The organism is Gordonia sp. 135 (assembly GCF_009720185.1).
In the GTDB taxonomy this organism is placed as follows: Bacteria; Actinomycetota; Actinomycetes; order Mycobacteriales; family Mycobacteriaceae; genus Gordonia; species Gordonia alkanivorans.
Window position 1 is genome coordinate 4,683,411 of record NZ_CP046257.1, and the last position, 19,432, is coordinate 4,702,842.

Here is a 19,432-nt window from a genome sequence, read left to right on the forward strand (position 1 = left end):
TGTGCCCACACCTGACGCATGATGTCTTCCAGCCCACCAACGCTGGAGGTACAGCCCGCATGGACTCTTCGACCTGGACGTCTCCGGAGCACCGTCGCAGTGTGCTCTGGATCGTCACCCTCGCCGCCGTCGCGATCGTCTTCGACGGCTACGACCTCGTCGTCTACGGCACGGTCCTGCCCACGCTGCTCGAGGACCCGGGACAACTGGGCAGTCTCACCCCGGCCACCGCCGGCGCTCTCGGTTCCTACGCCCTCGTCGGCGTGATGATCGGCGCCCTGGCGGCCGGAGCGTTCGGCGACCGGGTCGGCCGGCGCCGGATGATGTTGTTCAACATCGTGTGGTTCTCGGTCGGCATGGCGTTCACCGCGCTCGCGACCGACCTCGTCTCGTTCGGAATCCTGCGCTGTCTCACCGGTATCGGCATCGGCGGCCTGGTCGCGACCGCGGGGGCGATGGTCGCCGAGTTCGCGCCGACCTCCAAGCGAAACCTGTTCAACGCCATGGTCTACAGCGGGGTCCCGGCGGGCGGTGTCCTCGCCTCGGTGCTGGCGATGCTGCTCGCCGATCACATCGGGTGGCGCGGTCTGTTCTGGATCGGAGCACTGCCCCTCGTCACGCTCCTTCCGCTGGCGGTGCTCAAGATGCCCGAGTCCCCGCAGTGGCTCGCGGCACGCGGACGGTACGAAGAGGCCCGTCGGATCAGTACGCACACCGGTATTCCCGTCGATCTGCGCGCACGCCATCTCGGCATCGCGCCGGAATCCGTGCCCGCGAAACTCGGCTTCGCCGCCCTCGCCACGCGCCGATTCGCTGTTCCCACAATGCTTCTGGGAATGATGAGCTTCGTCGGACTGCTCTTGACCTACGGCCTGAACACCTGGCTTCCGCAGATCATGAAGGCGAACGGATTCGATGCGAAGGGATCGCTGTCGTTCCTGCTGGTCCTCAACGGCGGCGCCATCGTCGGCGGCCTGATCGCCGCCCGGTTCGCCGATCGCCGCGGCCCGCAGCAGGTGGTCGCGACATCGTTCTGCCTGGCCACCTTTGCGCTCGTGTGCCTGACCTTCGGTCTGCCGCTGCCGATCCTGCTCGCCGCGGTCGCGGTCGCCGGCACGGGCACCATCGGAACCCAGGTGCTGATCTACGGTTTCGTGTCGAACTTCTATCCGACCGAGGCCCGCGGCGCGGGTGTCGCCTGGTGTGCCGGCTTCGGCCGCCTGGGTGGGATCGTCGGTCCGGCCGTCGGCGGTCTGCTGATCGGCGCCGGGATCTCGTCGGGCACGGCGTTCTACCTGTTTGCCGGCATCGCGCTGGTCGGCGCGGCGGCCACGCTGCTGGTGGTCACACCGAGGGAGGCGCCGCCGACGCCGGTCCTGCCGACCGCGCTCGCTGCCACCGAATAGTCGCCAGGCACAACAGGTTCGACGGACGGTCGGGACGAGGACTCAGTCCTCCTCCAGGCCGTGCTCGATGACGTAGCGGGTCAGCTCCACCCGATTGCCCAACTGCAACTTACGGAGCGTGGCCTGGACGTGGTTCTCGACCGTGCGGTGGCTGAGGGACAATCGCCGGGCGATCTGTTTGGCGCTCAACCCTTTCGCCACGAGTCGTAGAACCTCGGTCTCCCGCTCGGTCAGTACCGGCGTCGCCGGGGAGGCATCCGGCTGCTGCGACATCCGGCGGTACTCGCCGAGGACGAGGCCGGCGAGTCCGGGTGTGAAGACCGCCTGTCCGTCGGCGGTCGCACGGACCGCGGACACCAGCTCCTCACGTGATGACGACTTCACGAGATATCCACTCGCCCCGGCCTTCACGGCCTCGAGAACGTCGTCGCGCTCCCCGGAGGCCGACAGCACGAGGATGCGGGTGCGCGGCGAGACCTCGAGCACCTCCGCGGTCGCATCGGCGCCGGAGCCGTCGGGGAGTTGCATGTCCATCAGCACGACGTCCGGCGTGACCGCGGCGGCACGTCGGCCCGCACTGGCCACCCCGTCGGCGGTGGCGACCACGTCGAAGCCCTCGTCGGCGAGATCTCGGGCGACCGCGTCGCGCCAGATCGGGTGATCGTCGACGACCATGATCCGCAGCCGTCCGGCCTCACCGTCCACCATGCGCCCACCCTCCGATTCGACCGTGCCCATCCGTCTCTCCCATCAGTCCCGCCGACCCTCGGTCCTACCGGCCCAGCTGCCGCGGAACGGTGAACTCCCACTCGGTCCCGCCATCGGGTTCGGTGTCGAGGACGGCCCTGCCACCCAGCGACTCGATCCGTCCGACAATGGATTTCGCGACACCGAGACGGCCTTGCGACACCGCTTGCGCCAACCGGCCCTCACCGATCCCGACGCCGTCGTCGCGCACACTCACCACCACGTCGTCCCCGAGATCCTCCACCAGGATGTAGGCCCGCGCTCCGGGACCCGCGTGGTGGTGGGTGTTGTCGAGGGCGTTGACCACCGCGGCGCGGATCTCCTGCCCGATGTGAGCCGGTACCGGAACGGGGTCGGCGGGTGCGCTCACCGAGACCCGGTCGTCGGCGAAGACCCGCAGGGCGGCCGCGAGGTCGACGTCGGCGGTTCCTCCTGCGCCGTCGAGCACGGATTCCGGGCTCGCGTCGCCGTCGGAGATCAATCGGCGCAGAGCCCGTTCCTGTTCGGCGGCGAGCGAAGCCAGTTCTGCGGTGGGCCCGCCGATCTCACGTCCGCGCCGGGCGATGAGTGCGAGCACCTGTAACACTCCGTCGTGCACCTCGCGCGACAGGCGTTCGCGTTCCTCGGCTGCCGCCGCGATTCGTGCTGCCGCCGAGAGCTTCTCATGGGAGCGCCGGGCATTCGCCGCGGCCAGCCCCACTGCCATACCGGTCGCGACGATCACGATGATCGTGGCGTTGCGTCCGAAGTTCAGGTTCAGCTCGCCCTTGACGAACGTGCTCGTTCCCCCGACGACGAGTCCGGCGACGATCCCGCCGACCGGTCCCGACAGGATCGCCACCGAGATGACCGCGTTGGTGGCCCACAGCGTCGTCGGCCAGGTCTGGTTGTTCCACGCCCAATCGGCGTCGGCGACATACGAGGTGGACAGCATCAGGCCGCAGACTACGACGACCTCGACGCTCACCCAGTAGCGGTTGCGGGCGAAGCCGACGAAGTACCCGACGCCGCTGACCGCCGTCCAGACGGTCAGCAGACCGAAGAGCGCCCACGCGACGGCCCGATGTTCCAGGTCGTCGTTGATCGCCAGCTGGAAGCCGAGCGCGTAGAGATAGGACAGGAGCCGGAAGATCTGCGCACCACGCCATAGTGGGCCGACCGGATCGACGTCGGCGGCGCGGGCCAACCGGCCCGCCTCGGTGTCCCGCATCTGCGCGACCCACCGCGCCGACGGCTGCGCGCTCATGACGTCCCGGGGTCCTGCGGTTTCGACTCGGGCTCGGCCGATTTCGGGGTCTCTCCGTCCGCCGTCGTCCCGCCTTCGGCCAGCACGTCCGCGGTCGCATCGGGATCGGCGGTGTCCCACACGGGTTCACTGGGTTCGGCGACGTACCCGCCGGTGACCGCCTCGGAAGCGGCGTGGGCGTCCGAGGTGCCCTTCAGGTGCCGAATCGCGGTGTTGAGGAAGGCGATCAGCGGCACCGCCAGCAAGCCGCCGATGATCCCCGCCGAGACCAGGCCCGCGGCGATGCCCAGGACCACCGCGACCGGATGCAACCGGACCGAACGGCCCAGCAGGAACGGCTGCAGCACATGGCTTTCGAGCTGCATCACGCCGACCACGATCGCGAGTGCCACGACCGCCGCGATCCAGCCCTGGGTGATCAGGGCGACCAGCACGGCCAGCGAACCGCTCAGCAGCGCACCGACGATCGGGATGAACGCTCCCAGGAACACCAGCGACGCCAGCGGAAGCGCGAGCGGCACCTGGAGGATCGCGAGGCCGACGCCGATTCCACAGGCATCGACGAAGGCCACGGCGACCGTTGCCCGGACATAGCCGACGAGCGTTCCGAACCCGGCGATCCCCGCTCGCCACACCCGATCGCGACTTCCGTCGGGCACGACGCCGGTCGAGAACCGCCAGATCTGGCCGCCGCCGTAGAGGAAGAAGATGAGGAGGAAGAGGGTGAGCAGAGCACCGGTGATGATCTCGCTCGCCGTGGTGGCGGTCGCGAGCGCACCGCTGGTGACCCGGTCCTGGTTGTGCTGCAGGAAGTCGAGGATGTCGGTGCCCGCGTTGCGAACCTGCTCGGGGTCGAGATCGAGCGGCCCCTCGATCAACCACGACTTGGTGCGTTCCACGGTGGCGCTGACCTCTTCGACCAACTGCGGGACGCCGCGCATGAACTCGCGCACCACGAAGGTCATGACCCCGGCGATGAAGCCCAGGGCCAGGAGGATGTTGAGGAGCACCGCCAGCGATCGCGGCACCCCGCGACGGTCGAGGGCGTCGACCGCGGGCACGAGCATCGCCGCCACGAGGATCGCCAGCGCGACCGGGACCAGGACCTCTTCGAACTCCACGAACAGCTTCGCGGCGACGTAAGCGGTGACGAGGAGCAGGAGCAGTCGCCACGCCCATTCCGCGGCGGCCCGCACCTGCGGGTGGACCCTGGCACGGTCGAGGGACGCGAGGTCGGGGGCAACGGACGGCCGACCGGCCGGTTCGGCTTCGCTCACGAGAGCAACAGTAGACAGTGGAGTCACCCGACGGTGGTGGACATGCTGGAGTACACCCTGGCCTAGGGTGTCACCTATGTCGGAGGATGTTGGCTCGCCGGGGGACGTGACCGCCCGCCCCGCCTCCCGTCCCCGCTTCTGGTGGGTGCGCTGGGTCCTCCTTGCCGTCGTCCTGGTGATCCTCGGTGTCGAGATCGTGCTGATCTGGCCCGAGTTGAAGGGCGCGTGGCTACGCATCGGCGAGATCAAATGGCACTGGGTGTTCGCCTGCGTCGTGGCCGCGATGCTGTCGATGGACAGCTTTGCTCAGGTCCAGCGTGCGCTGTTGCGCTCGGCCGGCGTCCGGGTGACGCAGTGGAAGTCGCTCTCGGTCATCCTCGCCGCCAACTCGCTGAGCCAGACGATGCCGGGCGGCCAGGTGCTCGCCCCGGCCTTCACCTACCGCGAGACCCGCAAGTGGGGCGCGACCCCGGTCGTCGCGTCGTGGCAGGTCGTGATGTCGGGTCTGCTCGCGGGTGTCGGACTCGCGGTTCTCGGCTTCGGCGGCGCACTGCTCGCCGGCGCCAAGACCAGCCCGTTCTCGGTCGTCTTCTCGGTGGCCGGGCTGCTCGCCGTCGCCGTCGTCCTGCAGTACCTCGCGAGCCATCCCGAATCGTTGAAGAGCACCGGCATCCGGATGCTGGGGTGGACCAACCAGATCCGCAACAAGCCCGACGATCACGGCACCGAGAAGCTCCTCGAGCTGCTGGAACAGCTCCGGGCGGTCCAGCTCACCAAGCGCGACACCTCCATCGCTTTCGGTTGGAGCCTGTTCAACTGGGTCGCCGACGTCGCCTGTCTGATGTTCGCCTGCTGGGCCGTCGACGCACATCCGAGCATCGCGGGACTGATGGTCGCCTACGCGGCGGGCAAGGCCGTCGGTACGGCGATCCCGCTGCTCCCGGGCGGGATCGGGGTAGTCGACGCCGTGCTGGTCCCGGCCCTCACCAGTGCCGGGATGCCCGCCGCCGACGCGATCACCGCCGTCCTGATCTACCGCATCATCAGCTACGTGTTCGTCGCGGCGGTCGGCTGGGTCGTCATCGCGCTCATGTTCCGCAACCGGATCAGGCGCGACGACACCTTCATCGACGAGGTGGAGCGCGACGTCGACGCGGCCGCGCGCGAGGACTCCTCCGGTACGGAACCCGGTCAAGGGTCCGACACTGATCCGCCGCCGGACCCGGTACGGTAATCCACCATGTCGATCCCGAACCCCGCCGAGGAGGGGACCTCGCCGGTGCGGGGGACCGCGACCGGACCGGTCGCCGCCCTGTTCGACGCGGTGGCCATCACGATCTTCGTGGTGATCGGCCGGGCCAGCCACGAAGAGGGGTACGCACCGGCCGCCTTCCTGCACACGCTGTGGCCGTTCCTGGTCGGATGTGCGGCCGGCTGGTCGATCACCTACGTGTACGCCCACGTGCGGTCCAGCGACTTCTTCGGCCACGACTTCCGGCCCGACCGCGTCGTGCCGGTCGGGATCGTCATCTGGTTCTGCACGGTGACCGTCGCGATGATCCTGCGGTTCATCCTCAGCCAGGGTGTGGCGGTCAGCTTCGTCATCGTCGCGACCGTGACGCTGGCGCTGTTCCTGCTCGGGTGGCGCGCGGTCTTCGCCTACCTGGGCCGCCGCGCCGCCACCCGCTGACCCCTCGCCGGCGTCTCGGACTGCCGGTGTTCGCGCCTACTTGATGGTGAAGTACTTCTGCGCCACCTGGAGCGCAGCGGTGCCCGACTTCGGCCCCTCGGTGTAGATCACGACGACCTGACCGCCCTGGACACCGACGAACCAGCCGGGGCCTTCCGGGCCGTTGGTCCCGACGAGCGCCTTCAAGCCGGGTGCACGGGTGAGGTCGCTGGCGTCTCCGGTGGCCGCGGTGGTGGTCATCGCCTTCAGGATCGGACCGACGAGCGCGGGGTCGAGGCCGCCGAGCTCACCACCGGCGACCTTGGTGGGCACGTTCTTCAGGACGAACGGCGCCACCGATGACGGCTGTCCCGCCGCGGCGCGTGCCAGTGCGACGCCGAACGCACCCATGTTGGTCATCGACATGTTGGTCTGGCCCGGGCGGTAGCCGATGGTCGCGATCCCGGGCTGGCCCGGCGTGGGAACACTGGCCCCCGGCACAGTGAACTGGACACCGAGACCGAGGCGGTCGAGCAACGTCTCCGCCTTCTCGGGTTGCGGCCCGGCGATGCGCCCGACCTCGTCGAAGACCGGGTTCAGCGTCGAGCCGACCGGGTAGGCCCGATCGATCTCGATGCCACGCTCGACCGCATAGGTGTTCTGCGCCATGCCCAGGATGGCGCCGCTCTGCGCGTCGAGGGTCAGGATCGTGGCCGGCTGCCCCACCTCGACCGCAGCGTCGCCGAGGGTCAGCTGCACACCCTGATCGACGGTCGACAACACATCCGGTCCGGGCGGCCCCTGTTCACCGGCGAGGCGGCGCGGCCGGAGGCCCGGGTTGACCATCTCGACCTGCCAGCCGGCCGTGGCATCGCGGATCGCCTGCCAGTAGTTGGTCAGGCCGTCCTCGAGCGGCGACGACAACCGACGGTCGGCCATCACGAGTTTGTCCGTGCGGTTGACGCTCACACCGGGCACCCGCCCGGGGTCGCCGGCGAGAACCTGCATGTCGGGATCGCGCAGCGTGACGGCGATGACCGGCTTACCCGGCGTCTCGGCCAGCTTCTCGCCGATGACCGCGGGGGTGATCAGCGGCGCGATCGGCGCGATCACGCCGGCCAGCGCTCGCGTCGTGGCCGCCAGATCGCGGGTTTGTGCAGGGTCGATGACGATTTCGTTGACCGGCTGGAGGTACATGAAGACCTTGCCCGACCAGCTGCGCACCGACGGCGCGGGTGTCGCGTCGGTGCGGATCTCGCGGAGGTGGCCGCCGGCACCGAGGCCGGGATGCAGGACCGCCGGATCCCAGGTGACCTTCCACCCGGACGACAGCTTCCGCGCGGTTCCCTCGCTGTTCGCCTCGTAGACGCGCCCCTTGTCCCAGTTCCACTTGGTGGTCAGGGCGAAGGTCGCGGTGCCGTCGCTGTACTCGACGGGTTTCTCGATGTCGACGTCGATCCGTTGTGCCGACATCTCTTTCAGCGTCGTGGTCAGACTCTCACCGGCTTGACCAGGGGCCGTCGTGAACTGCGCGGCACCGCCGGCGTCCTGGCGGCTCAGCGCGGTGGCGAAAGCGTCGATGGCGGCGGCGGCACCGGTGTTGGACGTTCCGGTGAGCGAACAGGAGCTCACAACGACGGCACAGGCGACCGCGGCACAAGCGGCGGACGTTGCGCGCTTGACCCAGATCTTCATGACGACAATTTTCACTCTTGTAACACTCGAAATCGACGCTCCCAGCTTCCATTCGGGAATCAAGCCGGTCACGAACGCGTCTCGTCCCGCAATCTTCGCGCCACAGCTGACGGCCGGGGGTGGTTCCGTTCACGAAACCGCGGCAAACCGGACCCCGGCCCGAGTCGTCCGACTGCGATGATGGACCCATGGCTTTCACGGTGATCCCCGGCGACGATCGCATGGTCACGACGACCGACTGGCTCACCTCGCGGCATGGGTTCTCCTTCGGCGATCACTATGATCCCGACAACACCCACTTCGGCGCCCTCCTCGCGTTCAACGACGAACAGGTGGCGCCCGGCGAGGGCTTCGAACTCCACCACCATCAGGAGAGCGAGATCGTCACCTGGGTGGTCTCCGGGACGCTCGTGCACCGCGATTCGGCCGGGCACTCGGGCGTGCTCTATCCGGGTCTCGTGCAACGGATGAGTGCCGGCACCGGCGTCGAACACTCCGAGCGCAACGACTCCTGGCCCGGGCTACCGGGTTCCGGGACCGAACCGGTGCGCTACGTGCAGATGTGGCTCATGCCCGACCGGCATGGACTCGCTCCGTCCTACGACCAGGCCGACGTCGCCGACCGACTGGCGGCCGGCGAGCTGGTCCCGGTCGCCTCCGGTGACCCCGACCGTGGGGCCGCGATCTCGGTCGCCAACGCCGGCGCCACCCTCTTTGCCGCTCGGCTGAGCCCCGGCGGGACGGTCGAACTCCCGACTGCCCGCTTCACACACCTGTTCGTTGTCGAGGGCCAGGCAGAGGCCACCGTCGAGGGGGAATCCGCCGCCTTGAACGCCGGGGACGCCGTGCGCGCCGTCGACGCCGAACTGATGTCGATCACCTCCGGCGCCGGCGCCGAGATCCTCGTCTGGTCGATGGCGACAGGGCTCGGGGGTTCCTCCGCCGGCTGAGTGGGCGAGGAGCTTGCGACGAGCCGTGTCGAAGCCCTGTCCTACTCCGTCCGCGACAGCGCGTGCAGATCCTTCGCCGTCGGCGACTTCTCAACGGTGTCCGGGTCGGGGTAGGTCCGGAGCAACCGGTCGGCGGTCCCGGCGGTGGTGACCGTGAACCAGTAGTGCTCGTTGCGGTAGTGGTGGAACCGGTGGTTGCGCCAGAGTCGGCGGTAGAACGCGTGTCGCGGCCGGTAGTCGGAGTGGATCAGGTAGTGCGTCCACTCGTAGACCAGGCCGATCGCCGGAAGTACGACGAGGAACGTGAGTCCCCGCTCGACGCTGGTGAAGACCAGCAGTCCGACGACGAGCGCGGCGACGATCACGACGATCAGCACCTGCCATGGGATGAAGATGAGCGGGATGTTGCGGGGGTTGTGATGATGCTCCCGGTGTTTGCGCGAGACGAGCGGATCGATGGTGATCGGCCCCAGCCGCTTGGGGCGCCAATGCAGGACGAACACGTGGATCAGCCACTCCACCAGCGGGAAGCTCGCGACCATGACGACGGGGACGATCAGGTCGGCGAGACCCCAGCCGCCCAACCACACTCGTGCCACCAGCGCGGCGACGAGGAAAGCCGCCATGATCCACGGCGACGGGTGCCTGAGGAACTCGGCGAAGGCGTCGCGCAACGACATCGAGTGCCGCGATCGCATGCGTCGTTCCTCGGCGGCCACCTGTCGGCGTGCCCGGATGTCGATCTCGTCGGCGGACATCAGTGTCCCTCTCCCTGTTTGGTGTCGGTTTTCTGGTCGGTCTCGGCGTTCTCGAGTGCCTCGCACACTGCGAGCAGAGTCGCCGTCGCGGGTTCGAGCAGAGCTCTGGCCGCGACCTCGGCCCGTTCGGGTTCGTGCGCGGCGATGGTGTCGACGAGCGCCCGGTAGCCCTCGATGTTCCCGACCTCGGGTTCCAGGACCCCGGCGAGAGCGGGGACAGCGGGCTCGTAGGCGGCGCGCAGCGAGTTGTACATGAGCCGGAAGGCGATCGAGTCGCCCGCGTCGACAACGGCGCTCCAGAACTCGAGGGCGGCGACCTGCTGGCCGATCGGGTCCGACTCGGCGGCGAGATGATCGAGGACCGCTCTGATCGCGACGAGATCGTTGTCGGTGGCACGCCGCGCCGCGAGGCGGGCGACCTCCGGTCCGACGGCGGCACGCGCCTCGATGATCGACCGCGCGACGCCGGGCACGAGCGCCCCGCCGCGGAGGAGCAGCCTCGGCAGCAGGTCGAGTCCGCCCGTGCGGGCGATGTCCTGGATGCGCGCGCCGTCGCCCTGGCGGATGGTGACCAGGCCGGCCGCTGCGACTCGCTTGAGAGCCTCGCGCACCGTCGGCCGGGAGACCCCCAGCATCCGCGCCAGTTCCCGCTCGCTGGGGAGCGCCTCGCCGGCAGCCAGATCGCCGGACAGCACGCCTTCGACGATCTGGTCGAAGACGATCTCGGGTGCGCTCTGCTGGGTCACCGGCTCGAAGGGCATACGTGTGACGGTAACCACGCTCGGTCAGGTGGTCAAGTGGTCAGACCAATTTCGCCTGGTCGGAAGCGCTGCACGTGGCCGCGCTGTCTCGACGTCGCGAATCCGTGATGAAGTCGCGATTCTGCGAGGTCAGCGCAGCTGATCGAGGAGCCGCAGCCACACCTCGCTGACCGTCGGATACGACGGGACCGCGTGCCACAACCGCGCAAGCGGAACCTCTCCGACGATCGCGACCGTCGCCGAGTGCACGAGTTCACCGGTCTGCGGTCCGACGAAGGTCGCGCCGAGGAGGACATCCCGCGTCGCGTCGACGACCACGGACGCGTACCCCGAGTAGTCCGGCCCCAGCAGATACGACCCGGCCACCGAGATCTCACCCTCGGCGACCCGCACGTCGATCCCGGCGTCGGCGGCCTGCTCCCGGGTCAGCCCGACCGACGAGATCTCCGGTCGGGTGAACACCACCTGCGGCACCGCGGCATGGTCGGAACCGGCGACGTACCTGATGTCGTCGAGTTCCCGGCCCTCGGCCCGCGCGGCGATGACGTCACCGGCGACCCGCGCCTGATACTTACCCATGTGGGTCAGCGCATTGCGGCCGTTGACATCTCCGACCGAGTAGAGCCAGGGGTGGCCCGGCACGGTGAGGTGATCGTCGACCCCCAGCGGCCCCTCGGCCGTCAGTCCGAGCGCGTCGAGACCCACATCGGTTGTCGCCGGCGACCGTCCGGCCGCAACCAGGATCTCGTCGACGGTGAGCTCACCCGCACCGTCGCCGGTGAGCCGGACGACCGCCGGGCCGCCGTGCAGTCGCCCGTATCCCGAGCCAGTGGCATCGGGCCGGTCGACCGCCTCGATCGTCGTCCCGAAGCGGAGGTCGGCGCCGCGCGCCCGCAGCGCGTCGGCAACCCGTTCTCCGGCAAAGGGTTCCATCCGTGGCAGCAGCCGGTCCCCGCGGATCGCCATCACGAGGCCGCGCACGCCGAGGTCGAGCAGCCACGTCGCGGCCTCGCAGGCCACGACCCCGCCGCCGAGCACCACCACCCGCTCCGGGATCTCGAGGATGTTGGTCGCGTCGCGCGACGTCCACGGCAGCGCCTCGCGCAGTCCCGGGATCGGCGGGACGGAGGCGGTGCTTCCGGTGGCGATGACCACCGCCTCGCGCGCGGTCAGCAGTTGGTCACCGACTCGGACCTGCTTCTCGCCGACGAGCCGGCCATGGCCGCGGATCACCTCGATACCGGCACCGTTGGCCCACCGCACCTGACCGGCGTCGTCGTGCGTCGCCCCGCCCCGATGTGCCGAGCTGTCGTCCAGCCGGCCGGTGACCGTGTCGCGCCACTCGAGCACGCCGGAGGGTTCCGGGTTCGACGCCGACGCCCGTTCCCGGGATCCGCCCAGCGATCGCGCCTCGCCGAGAGCGTTCCCGGGGCCGAGCAGCGCCTTGGACGGCATGCACGCCCAGTAGGAGCACTCCCCGCCCAGCAGTTCGTGTTCGACGATCGCGGCGGTGCGATCGCTGCCCCGTATCGCATAGTCTGCGGCGTTCTCGCCCACCGGCCCGCCGCCGATCACGACGACGTCGTAGCTGGTTTCTCCCACCATGGATCCACCGTAGGGACCTGCGCGGGACCTCGCGCGATTTCGCCGGTACCGAACGCTGCTGACGGATCGCCCATCCGGTGACAGGATGGAGCGCGTGACTGCTTCGAATACCGATCTCAAGTCCGGACTCGACCTCGAGTGGGTCGACGATTCCGTCCGCATCCAGGACGATCTGTTCGCCCACGTCAACGGCAAGTGGTTGGAGTCGCACGTCATCCCCGACGACCGTTCCGTCGACGGAGCGTTCCACGTGCTGCGCGACAACTCCGAGGAGAACGTTCGCGACATCATCACCGAGTGTGCGAAGTCGAGCCCCGCGAGCGGCTCCGACGCACAGAAGATCGGCGACCTCTACGCGTCGTTCATGGACACCGACCACATCGAGGCGCTCGGCATCGGCCCGATCACCGGCGAGCTCGAGAAGATCGCCGCCATCGACTCGGTGGACGCACTCGCCCGGCGCATCGGCCGGCTCCAGCGTCACGGCGCCGGCGGACTGTTCGGCTACTACGTCGACACCGACGCCAAGAAGTCCGACCGCTATCTGGTGCACGTCACCCAGTCCGGGCTCGGCTTGCCCGACGAGTCGTACTACCGCGAGGACAAGCACGCGGAGACCCGCACCGCCTACATGGCGCATGTGGAGCGGATGTTCGCCCTCGCCGGGTTCGACGATGCGGCCACCCGCGCCGCCACCATCCTCGACCTCGAGACCGCCATCGCGGCCGAGCACTGGGACGTGGTGAAGCGCCGCGACGCCGAACTCACCTACAACCTGATGACGCTGGACGAATTCTCATCCGCCGCAGACGGTTTCCCGATCGGCGAGTGGTTGGGCGGCCTGGGCACCACTGGTGATCCGACCTTCGCCGAGGTCGTCGTCGCCCAACCCTCGTTCGTGTCCGGGGCGTCGGCACTCATCGCCTCGCGTCCGCTGGACGAGTGGAAGACCTGGCTGACGTGGCGCCTCCTCCGCTCCGCGGCGTCGTACCTGTCGTCGGACTTCGTCGACGAGAACTTCGATTTCTACGGCCGCACGCTGACCGGCGCGGAGACCATCCGCGACCGCTGGAAGCGCGGCGTCGGGTTCGTCGAGGGCGCGATGGGCTTCGCGGTCGGCAAACTCTATGTGGCCAAACACTTCCCGCCGGAGGCCAAGGCCCGGATGGACGAGTTGATCGCCAACCTGGTGAAGGCTTATCGCCGCAACATCTCCGAACTCCCGTGGATGACCCCGGACACCCGGGAGAAGGCCCTCGCGAAACTCGAGAAGTTCACCCCGAAGATCGGCTACCCGGCCAAGTGGCGCGACTACAGCGCACTGAGCGTCGACCGTGGCGATCTCATCGGGAACGTCGCGCGCGCATCGTCGTTCGAGCAGGACCGCGAGTTCGCCAAGATCGGCGGACCGGTCGATCACGACGAATGGTTCATGACCCCGCAGACGGTCAACGCCTACTACAACCCGGGCATGAACGAGATCGTCTTCCCCGCGGCCATCCTGCAGCCGCCGTTCTTCGATCCCGAGGCCGACGACGCGGTCAACTACGGCGGCATCGGCGCGGTCATCGGCCACGAGATCGGCCACGGGTTCGACGACCAGGGCGCGAAGTACGACGGCGACGGAAACCTCGTCGACTGGTGGACGGACCTCGACCGCACCGAGTTCTCCTCCCGCACACGTAAACTCATCGATCAGTACGGCGAGTTCACCCCGACGGGCCTCGACCCGGAGCACAAGGTCAACGGCGACTTCACCATCGGTGAGAACATCGGCGACCTCGGCGGGCTGTCGATCGCGCTGGTTGCCTATGAGATCGCCAATGAAGGCACCGAACCCCCGGTGATCGACGGGCTGACGGGTACGCAGCGAGTCTTCTTCAGCTGGGCGCAGATCTGGCGCACCAAGACCCGCGACGCCGAGGCGATCCGCCGCCTGTCCATCGATCCGCATTCGCCGCCGGAGTTCCGCTGCAACGGCGTCGTGCGCAACATGGATGCGTTCTACGAGGCCTTCGACGTGAAGCCCGGCGACGACCTGTATCTCGAACAAGAGCAGCGGGTTCGGATCTGGTGAGCGAGGCATCCGGCGCCCGCGGCCCGCATGACGGCGCCCCGCCGCCGGTACCGGGGTCGCGGGATGCCCTCGTCCTGGCGAAGGGCCGCGAGCTGACGGTCGCGCTCCTCCGGCCCATCGGCGCCGCCGTCGTGCTGCTGGCCGGGTACTTTCTGCTGCCGATCAACAAGAACAGCGACCTCAACGTCCTCGGCATGCTGCTCGGCGCGACCCTGCTCGTGTCGTTCTGCGTCTGGGAGGTCCGCAGGTTCGCCCGGTCGATCCATCCGATCGCGACCGCGATGGAGATGTTGGTCGCCCTGGCGACCTTTTATGTCGTCGCCTTCGCCGCCACGTACTACCTGTTCTCCGAATACGATCCGGGCAGCTTCAACGAGTACCTCACCCGCGTGGACGCCCTGTATTTCTGCCTGACGGTGTTCACCACGACGGGCTTCGGCGACATCGCCGCGGATTCACAGGGCGCCCGGGTAGCGGTGTCGATCCAGATGGCCAGCACCCTGGTGCTCCTCGGCCTGGGGTTGCGATTCCTCAACCTGCTGATCAATCAGCGACGCCAGGCCACCGCGGGGTGACCTGGCGTCGTCGATTCGCGTGTCGTCGGAGCGATCAGTAGTCGTCTTCCCCGTAGACGATCATGCCGCGAATGTTGTTGCCCGCCAGCATGTCGTCGTAGGCCTCGTTGATCTGGTCGAGCCGGTAGGTGTTGGTCACCAGGTCGTCGAGGTTGAGTTTGCCCGCGCGGTATTCGTTGAGCAGGGCCGGGACCTGGGTCCGCGGGCTCGCGCCGCCGAAGATCGCACCCTGCACCCGCTTCTGCATGAGCGTGAGGTCGAACAGGTTCATCTGGGCGTCCATCGCCTGGAAGTTGCCCATACCCACGACGACGACCTGTCCGCCCTTGCCGGTGAGGGCCAGAGCGGGCGCGATCATCGAGCCGTCGATCTCACCGACGGTGAGGATGGTGGTGTTGGCCATCTTGCCCCAGGTGATGTCGCCGATCGCCTCGAGTGCCGCCTCCATCGACGGGAAGGTGTGTGTCGCACCGAGTTTCTCGGCCATCTGCAGCTTGAACGGCACCGGGTCGACGGCGATCACGTGCCGGGCGCCGGCGGCGGCCGCACCCTGGATCGCGTTGATGCCGACACCGCCGATGCCGACGACGATCACGGTGTCGCCGGCGTGGGTGCCACCGATCTCGACCGCCGATCCCCAACCGGTCGCCACACCGCATCCGAGGAGTGCCGCGGCCTGGAGCGGGATGTCGTCCTCGATCTTCACCACCGATGCCTGGTTGACGGTGATGTACGGCGCGAAGGTGCCGAGCATGCACATCTGCACGAGCGGGAGCCCGTCGTGTGTGTGCGCGCGGTTCGTGTCGTCGGAAATCGCGAGGCCGGTCAGCAGACGCGCACCCTCGTCGCAGATGTTCTGCTGGCCCCGCGAACAGGGTTCGCAGGTGCCGCACGCCGGGATGAACGCGGTCACGACGTGGTCGCCTTCCTTGAAGTTCGAGACGCCCGGGCCGACCTTGGTCACCACACCGGCACCTTCGTGACCTCCCAGCACCGGCATCGGTGCCGGACTGTCACCGGTGCGGAGGTGATGATCGCTGTGGCAGAGACCCGAGCTGACGAGCTTCACCTGGACTTCGCCTGCCACCGGGTCGCCGAGCTCGAATTCCTCGATCTGCCACTTCTCACCCGGATTCCGGAGAACTGCACCCTTGGTCTTCACATGTACTCCTCGCTCGTGCCGCCCCGAGACAGGGCGTCAGATATCGCCGTCTACTTACGCGACGTAGCTCACATGTTGGTCCACGCACTCGGTTGCCGCAGCCATTTCACGCGATCCGTGCCGTGTGTTTGCGCGGCGGCCATCCGGCACGTGCTCGGCGTCGAATCGGTTGCATGCGACCGTCCTCGAGCCCCTTGTCGGCACGTGAGAGCAACACATGGAACGATGGCCCCATGCCGGACAAGACCGTTTCGAGTCCCCGTCCCACCCGCAAGCTCCGCTGGCTGATCCCCGCGCTCCTACTCCTCGCCTGGCTGATCGTCGGCGGGATCACGGGACCCTTCGCCGGCAAGCTCGCGAGCGTCGCGAGCAACGACAACAGCTCGTTCCTTCCCGCCTCGGCCGAGTCGACGCAGGTTCAGAACCTTCTGGCCGACTTCCAGGACACCGACGAGATCCCTGGCATCGTCATCGCCGAACGCTCGAGCGGGATCACCCCCGGCGACCTCGAGTTCCTGCGCACCACCACCTCCGACCTGGCCGGCACGCCCGGTTTCGGTCCGGCGGTCTCCCCGCCCATCCCGTCGCAGGACGGCCAGGCCGCGCAGGTCTTCGTCCCGATCCAGAGCGCCGGCGAACCCGCCGACACGGTCGAGATCCTGCGCGACAAACTGGCGAACGCCCCCGACGGCCTGACGGTCGCGGTCACCGGCCCAGCGGGCCAGGTCGCCGACCTCGGCGAGGCCTTCGCCGGCATCGACGGGCTGCTGCTACTGGTCGCGGGCGCCGTCGTGATCCTGATCCTGATCGTCGTCTACCGCAGCCCGATCCTGCCGTTCGTGGTGGTCATCTCCGCGGTCTTCGCCCTCGGACTCGCGTCGGGGCTCGTCTACTTCCTGACCAAGCAGGGCGTTCTCGACCTCAACGGTCAGAGCCAGGGCATCCTGTTCATCCTGGTGTTCGGCGCGGCGACGGACTACGCGCTGCTGCTCGTGTCCCGGTATCGCGAGGAACTGATCGCGACCGAGGACAAATACGCGGCGCTCCGGCAGGCGTGGCGCGCCACGATCGAGCCGGTCGCGGCGTCGGCGGGAACAGTCATCGCCGGTGTCCTGTGTCTGCTGCTGTCCGATCTGAACTCCAACAAGAGCCTCGGCCCGGTCGCCGCGATCGGCATCGTCGCATCGTTCCTGGCGTCGATGACCTTCCTGCCCGCCGCGCTCGCGCTCCTCGGCCGCTCCGCGTTCTGGCCGCTTCGCCCCAAGTACGCCCCCGAGACCTCGGCCGACAGCGGTGCCACCCACCGCCTGTGGAAGCGCATCGCGGACACCGTCGCCTCCAAGCCGCGCGCCATCTGGGCCGGCACGCTGATCGTGCTGCTCATCGGCGCGGCGTTCGCCCCCACCTTCAAGGCCGACGGCATCGCCTCGACCGACTTCTTCATGGGCTCGGTCGAGTCCGTGGAGGGCGCCGAGATCCAGGCGAAGCACTTCGACGCCGGCAGCGGCACGCCCACCTACGTCATCGCCGATCAGGCCGCCGGAACCGCGGTTCTCGAGGCGGTTCGTGCGACCGACGGCGTGGCCAACGCCGAACTGATCACCGAGGGCGACGCCCCGAAGGTCGTCGACGGCAAGGTCGCGATCACCGCGACGCTGACCGACAACGCGGAGTCGCTTGCCGCCCAGGAGACCGTCACCGACATCCGATCGGCGGTGGACTCCGTCCCGAACGCCGACGCGCTGGTCGGCGGCACCACCGCCATCGATCTCGACACTCGCGAGACGTCGATCCACGACCGCAACCTGATCATCCCGATCGTCCTGATCGTGGTGTTCCTCGTACTGGTCGCGCTGCTCCGCAGCATCCTGGCACCGGCGATCCTGCTGGCGACCACGGTGCTGTCGTTCGCGACCACGCTGGGCGTGGCGGCGCTGCTGTTCAACGGCCCGTTCGGCTTCCCCGGCGCCGATCCGGTGGTCCCGCTGTTCGCCTTCGTGTTCCTCGTGGCGCTCGGCATCGACTACAACATCTTCCTGATGACCCGGGTGCGCGAGGAGGCGCTGCGGCACGGGACCCGGATCGGCATGATCCGCGGTCTCACCGCGACCGGCGGTGTCATCACCTCGGCCGGTGTCGTGCTGGCGGCGACGTTCGCGGCACTCGCCGTGATCCCGCTGCTGTTCCTCGCACAGGTGGCGTTCCTGGTCGCGTTCGGTGTCCTCATCGACACCCTCATCGTGCGCACGCTTCTGGTTCCCGCCCTGACCCTCGACATCGGCCGCAAGATCTGGTGGCCCAGCGCCCTCACGATGAAACAAGATCCGGACGCGGCCCGGGAGCCGGTCCTCGACAAGGCGTAACATCAGCTACGACAAGCGAATTCGCTGAACCTGATGCCGTTCGCGCAGTAAAGGGTTAGCGTCGGGTATTCGCATATTCCCCGTCAGTGGCTGGTGATCTCATGACCCTTATCGAGCACAAGGAAGAGGGCCGCCAAGACTTCACGTCATTGCGGCCGGGAGGTCTCAACTGGGACTCATTCCCGTTGCGTCTCTTCATCAAAGGGAACTCACGGTTCTGGGACCCGTTGGCGATCGACTTCTCGCGCGACGCCCAGGACTGGGTGGAGCTGAACGACGAGCAGCGCCGCAGCGCAACCTATCTCGTGAGTCAGTTCATCGCGGGCGAGGAAGCGGTCACCGAGGACATCCAGCCGTTCATGAAGGCGATGGCCACCGAGGGTCGCTTCGGCGACGAGATGTACCTGACCCAGTTCTGCTTCGAAGAGGCCAAACACACCCAGGTCTTCCGGATGTGGATGGACTCCGTCGGCCTGCGCGGCGATCTCCAGGCCTTCGTCGCGGAGAACCCCTTCTATCGCCGGCTGTTCTACGAGGAATTGCCAGAATCTCTGCACGCTCTGGAGCACGACGCGTCCCCGCGCAACCAGATCCGCGCCAGTGTCACCTACAACCACGTCATCGAGGGCAGCCTGGCGCTGACGGGGTATCACGCCTGGCAGAAGGTCTGCACCCGCTTCGACATCTTCCCCGGCATGCAGAAGCTGATCCGGTTCATCAGCGACGACGAGCGTCGCCACATGGCGTGGGGCACCTTCACCTGCCGCCGACACGTCGCCGCCGACGACTCGCTGTGGGCCACCGTCGGCGAGCGGATGGACGAGCTCCTCCCCCTGGCGCTCGGCATGATCGACTGGGTCAACCAGCAGTTCGACGAGCAACCCTTCGGCCTCGACAACAACGAGTTCCTCACCTACGCCGCCGACCGCGCCCAACGCCGACTCTCCGCGATCGAATCCGCCCGCGGCCGCTCGGTCGCCGACATCGACGTCGACTACTCCCCCGAGGTTCTCGAAGACGCCATGGGCGAGGACGACGCGGCGCGGTTGCAGATGTAGGTCACGTCCCTCCGCCAAGGACCTCGACGCCGTGGTGATTTCCGTCCCTCTCAGCGTGGTTCGAGGGCAATGTGCCCTCGGAC

At 68.2% G+C, this 19,432-nt stretch carries 16 protein-coding genes; 8 read left to right on the plus strand and 8 right to left on the minus strand.

Features of this window, described 5'->3' with window-relative positions:
* The first annotated feature begins 59 nt into the window (after positions 1 to 59).
* Entirely contained in the window at positions 60 to 1,406 is a 1,347-nt protein-coding gene (locus GKZ92_RS21150) for an MFS transporter (RefSeq protein ID WP_155225626.1), read from the plus strand.
* 42 nt (positions 1,407 to 1,448) lie between these two features.
* Here the strand turns inward: GKZ92_RS21150 and GKZ92_RS21155 are convergent, their stop codons facing one another.
* The 3 genes from GKZ92_RS21155 to GKZ92_RS21165 are packed head-to-tail and all read right to left on the minus strand — an operon-like array spanning position 1,449 to position 4,676.
* The gene (locus GKZ92_RS21155; protein ID WP_006357086.1) at positions 1,449 to 2,144 is read right to left on the minus strand and encodes a response regulator; all 696 of its coding nucleotides are present in this window, start codon (positions 2,142 to 2,144) and stop codon (positions 1,449 to 1,451) included.
* A 34-nt stretch (positions 2,145 to 2,178) separates the two neighbouring features.
* Positions 2,179 to 3,399 carry a MacS family sensor histidine kinase gene (gene macS, locus GKZ92_RS21160; RefSeq protein ID WP_155225627.1) on the minus strand — a complete coding sequence of 407 codons (1,221 nt, stop codon included), beginning with the start codon at positions 3,397 to 3,399 and terminating at the stop codon, positions 2,179 to 2,181.
* Positions 3,396 to 4,676, minus strand: coding sequence for an AI-2E family transporter (locus GKZ92_RS21165; RefSeq protein WP_006357084.1), 1,281 nt, complete (start codon positions 4,674 to 4,676; stop codon positions 3,396 to 3,398). Before GKZ92_RS21165 ends, macS begins: the two co-directional genes overlap by 4 nt.
* A gap of 76 nt (positions 4,677 to 4,752) precedes the next feature.
* Here GKZ92_RS21165 and GKZ92_RS21170 point away from each other — a divergent pair, with 76 nt between their 5' ends.
* Both GKZ92_RS21170 and GKZ92_RS21175 read left to right on the plus strand, forming a co-directional pair.
* The gene (locus GKZ92_RS21170) at positions 4,753 to 5,910 is read left to right on the plus strand and encodes a lysylphosphatidylglycerol synthase transmembrane domain-containing protein (protein ID WP_006357083.1); all 1,158 of its coding nucleotides are present in this window, start codon (positions 4,753 to 4,755) and stop codon (positions 5,908 to 5,910) included.
* A gap of 6 nt (positions 5,911 to 5,916) precedes the next feature.
* Positions 5,917 to 6,366, plus strand: a complete 450-nt coding sequence (locus tag GKZ92_RS21175) for a DUF3054 domain-containing protein (RefSeq protein ID WP_006357082.1) — start codon at positions 5,917 to 5,919, stop codon at positions 6,364 to 6,366.
* Positions 6,367 to 6,402: 36 nt separating this feature from the next.
* Here the strand turns inward: GKZ92_RS21175 and GKZ92_RS21180 are convergent, their stop codons facing one another.
* Positions 6,403 to 8,040 (minus strand): NTF2-like N-terminal transpeptidase domain-containing protein, encoded by a 1,638-nt coding sequence (locus GKZ92_RS21180; RefSeq protein ID WP_035753751.1) that lies wholly within the window; start codon positions 8,038 to 8,040, stop codon positions 6,403 to 6,405.
* A 188-nt stretch (positions 8,041 to 8,228) separates the two neighbouring features.
* Between GKZ92_RS21180 and GKZ92_RS21185 the strand changes: the two genes are divergently transcribed.
* A complete protein-coding gene (locus tag GKZ92_RS21185) occupies positions 8,229 to 8,990 on the plus strand; it encodes a pirin family protein (RefSeq protein WP_006357080.1) in 762 nt (253 codons plus the stop codon).
* Between the two features lie 41 nt (positions 8,991 to 9,031).
* On the opposite strand, the gene GKZ92_RS21190 is transcribed toward GKZ92_RS21185, so the two are convergent.
* From GKZ92_RS21190 to GKZ92_RS21200, 3 genes are all read right to left on the minus strand, one after another.
* The gene (locus tag GKZ92_RS21190; protein ID WP_006357079.1) at positions 9,032 to 9,748 is read right to left on the minus strand and encodes a sterol desaturase family protein; all 717 of its coding nucleotides are present in this window, start codon (positions 9,746 to 9,748) and stop codon (positions 9,032 to 9,034) included.
* Positions 9,748 to 10,509, minus strand: a complete 762-nt coding sequence (locus GKZ92_RS21195) for a FadR/GntR family transcriptional regulator (RefSeq protein WP_035753749.1) — start codon at positions 10,507 to 10,509, stop codon at positions 9,748 to 9,750. Before GKZ92_RS21195 ends, GKZ92_RS21190 begins: the two co-directional genes overlap by 1 nt.
* A gap of 129 nt (positions 10,510 to 10,638) precedes the next feature.
* The gene (locus tag GKZ92_RS21200; protein WP_006357077.1) at positions 10,639 to 12,114 is read right to left on the minus strand and encodes a dihydrolipoyl dehydrogenase family protein; all 1,476 of its coding nucleotides are present in this window, start codon (positions 12,112 to 12,114) and stop codon (positions 10,639 to 10,641) included.
* Positions 12,115 to 12,199: 85 nt separating this feature from the next.
* On the opposite strand from GKZ92_RS21200, the gene GKZ92_RS21205 reads away from it, so the two are divergent.
* Both GKZ92_RS21205 and GKZ92_RS21210 read left to right on the plus strand, forming a co-directional pair.
* Positions 12,200 to 14,191: a M13 family metallopeptidase gene (locus tag GKZ92_RS21205; protein WP_006357076.1), complete on the plus strand. Its 1,992-nt coding sequence runs from the start codon at positions 12,200 to 12,202 to the stop codon at positions 14,189 to 14,191.
* Positions 14,188 to 14,766 (plus strand): potassium channel family protein, encoded by a 579-nt coding sequence (locus GKZ92_RS21210; protein WP_006357075.1) that lies wholly within the window; start codon positions 14,188 to 14,190, stop codon positions 14,764 to 14,766. Before GKZ92_RS21205 ends, GKZ92_RS21210 begins: the two co-directional genes overlap by 4 nt.
* Positions 14,767 to 14,800: 34 nt before the next feature.
* Here the strand turns inward: GKZ92_RS21210 and GKZ92_RS21215 are convergent, their stop codons facing one another.
* Positions 14,801 to 15,928, minus strand: a complete 1,128-nt coding sequence (locus tag GKZ92_RS21215; RefSeq protein ID WP_006357074.1) for an NDMA-dependent alcohol dehydrogenase — start codon at positions 15,926 to 15,928, stop codon at positions 14,801 to 14,803.
* A gap of 233 nt (positions 15,929 to 16,161) precedes the next feature.
* Here GKZ92_RS21215 and GKZ92_RS21220 point away from each other — a divergent pair, with 233 nt between their 5' ends.
* Both GKZ92_RS21220 and GKZ92_RS21225 read left to right on the plus strand, forming a co-directional pair.
* Entirely contained in the window at positions 16,162 to 18,291 is a 2,130-nt protein-coding gene (locus GKZ92_RS21220; protein ID WP_035753748.1) for an MMPL family transporter, read from the plus strand.
* 101 nt (positions 18,292 to 18,392) lie between these two features.
* Entirely contained in the window at positions 18,393 to 19,349 is a 957-nt protein-coding gene (locus tag GKZ92_RS21225; protein ID WP_035753747.1) for a R2-like ligand-binding oxidase, read from the plus strand.
* Positions 19,350 to 19,432: the final 83 nt, after the last annotated feature.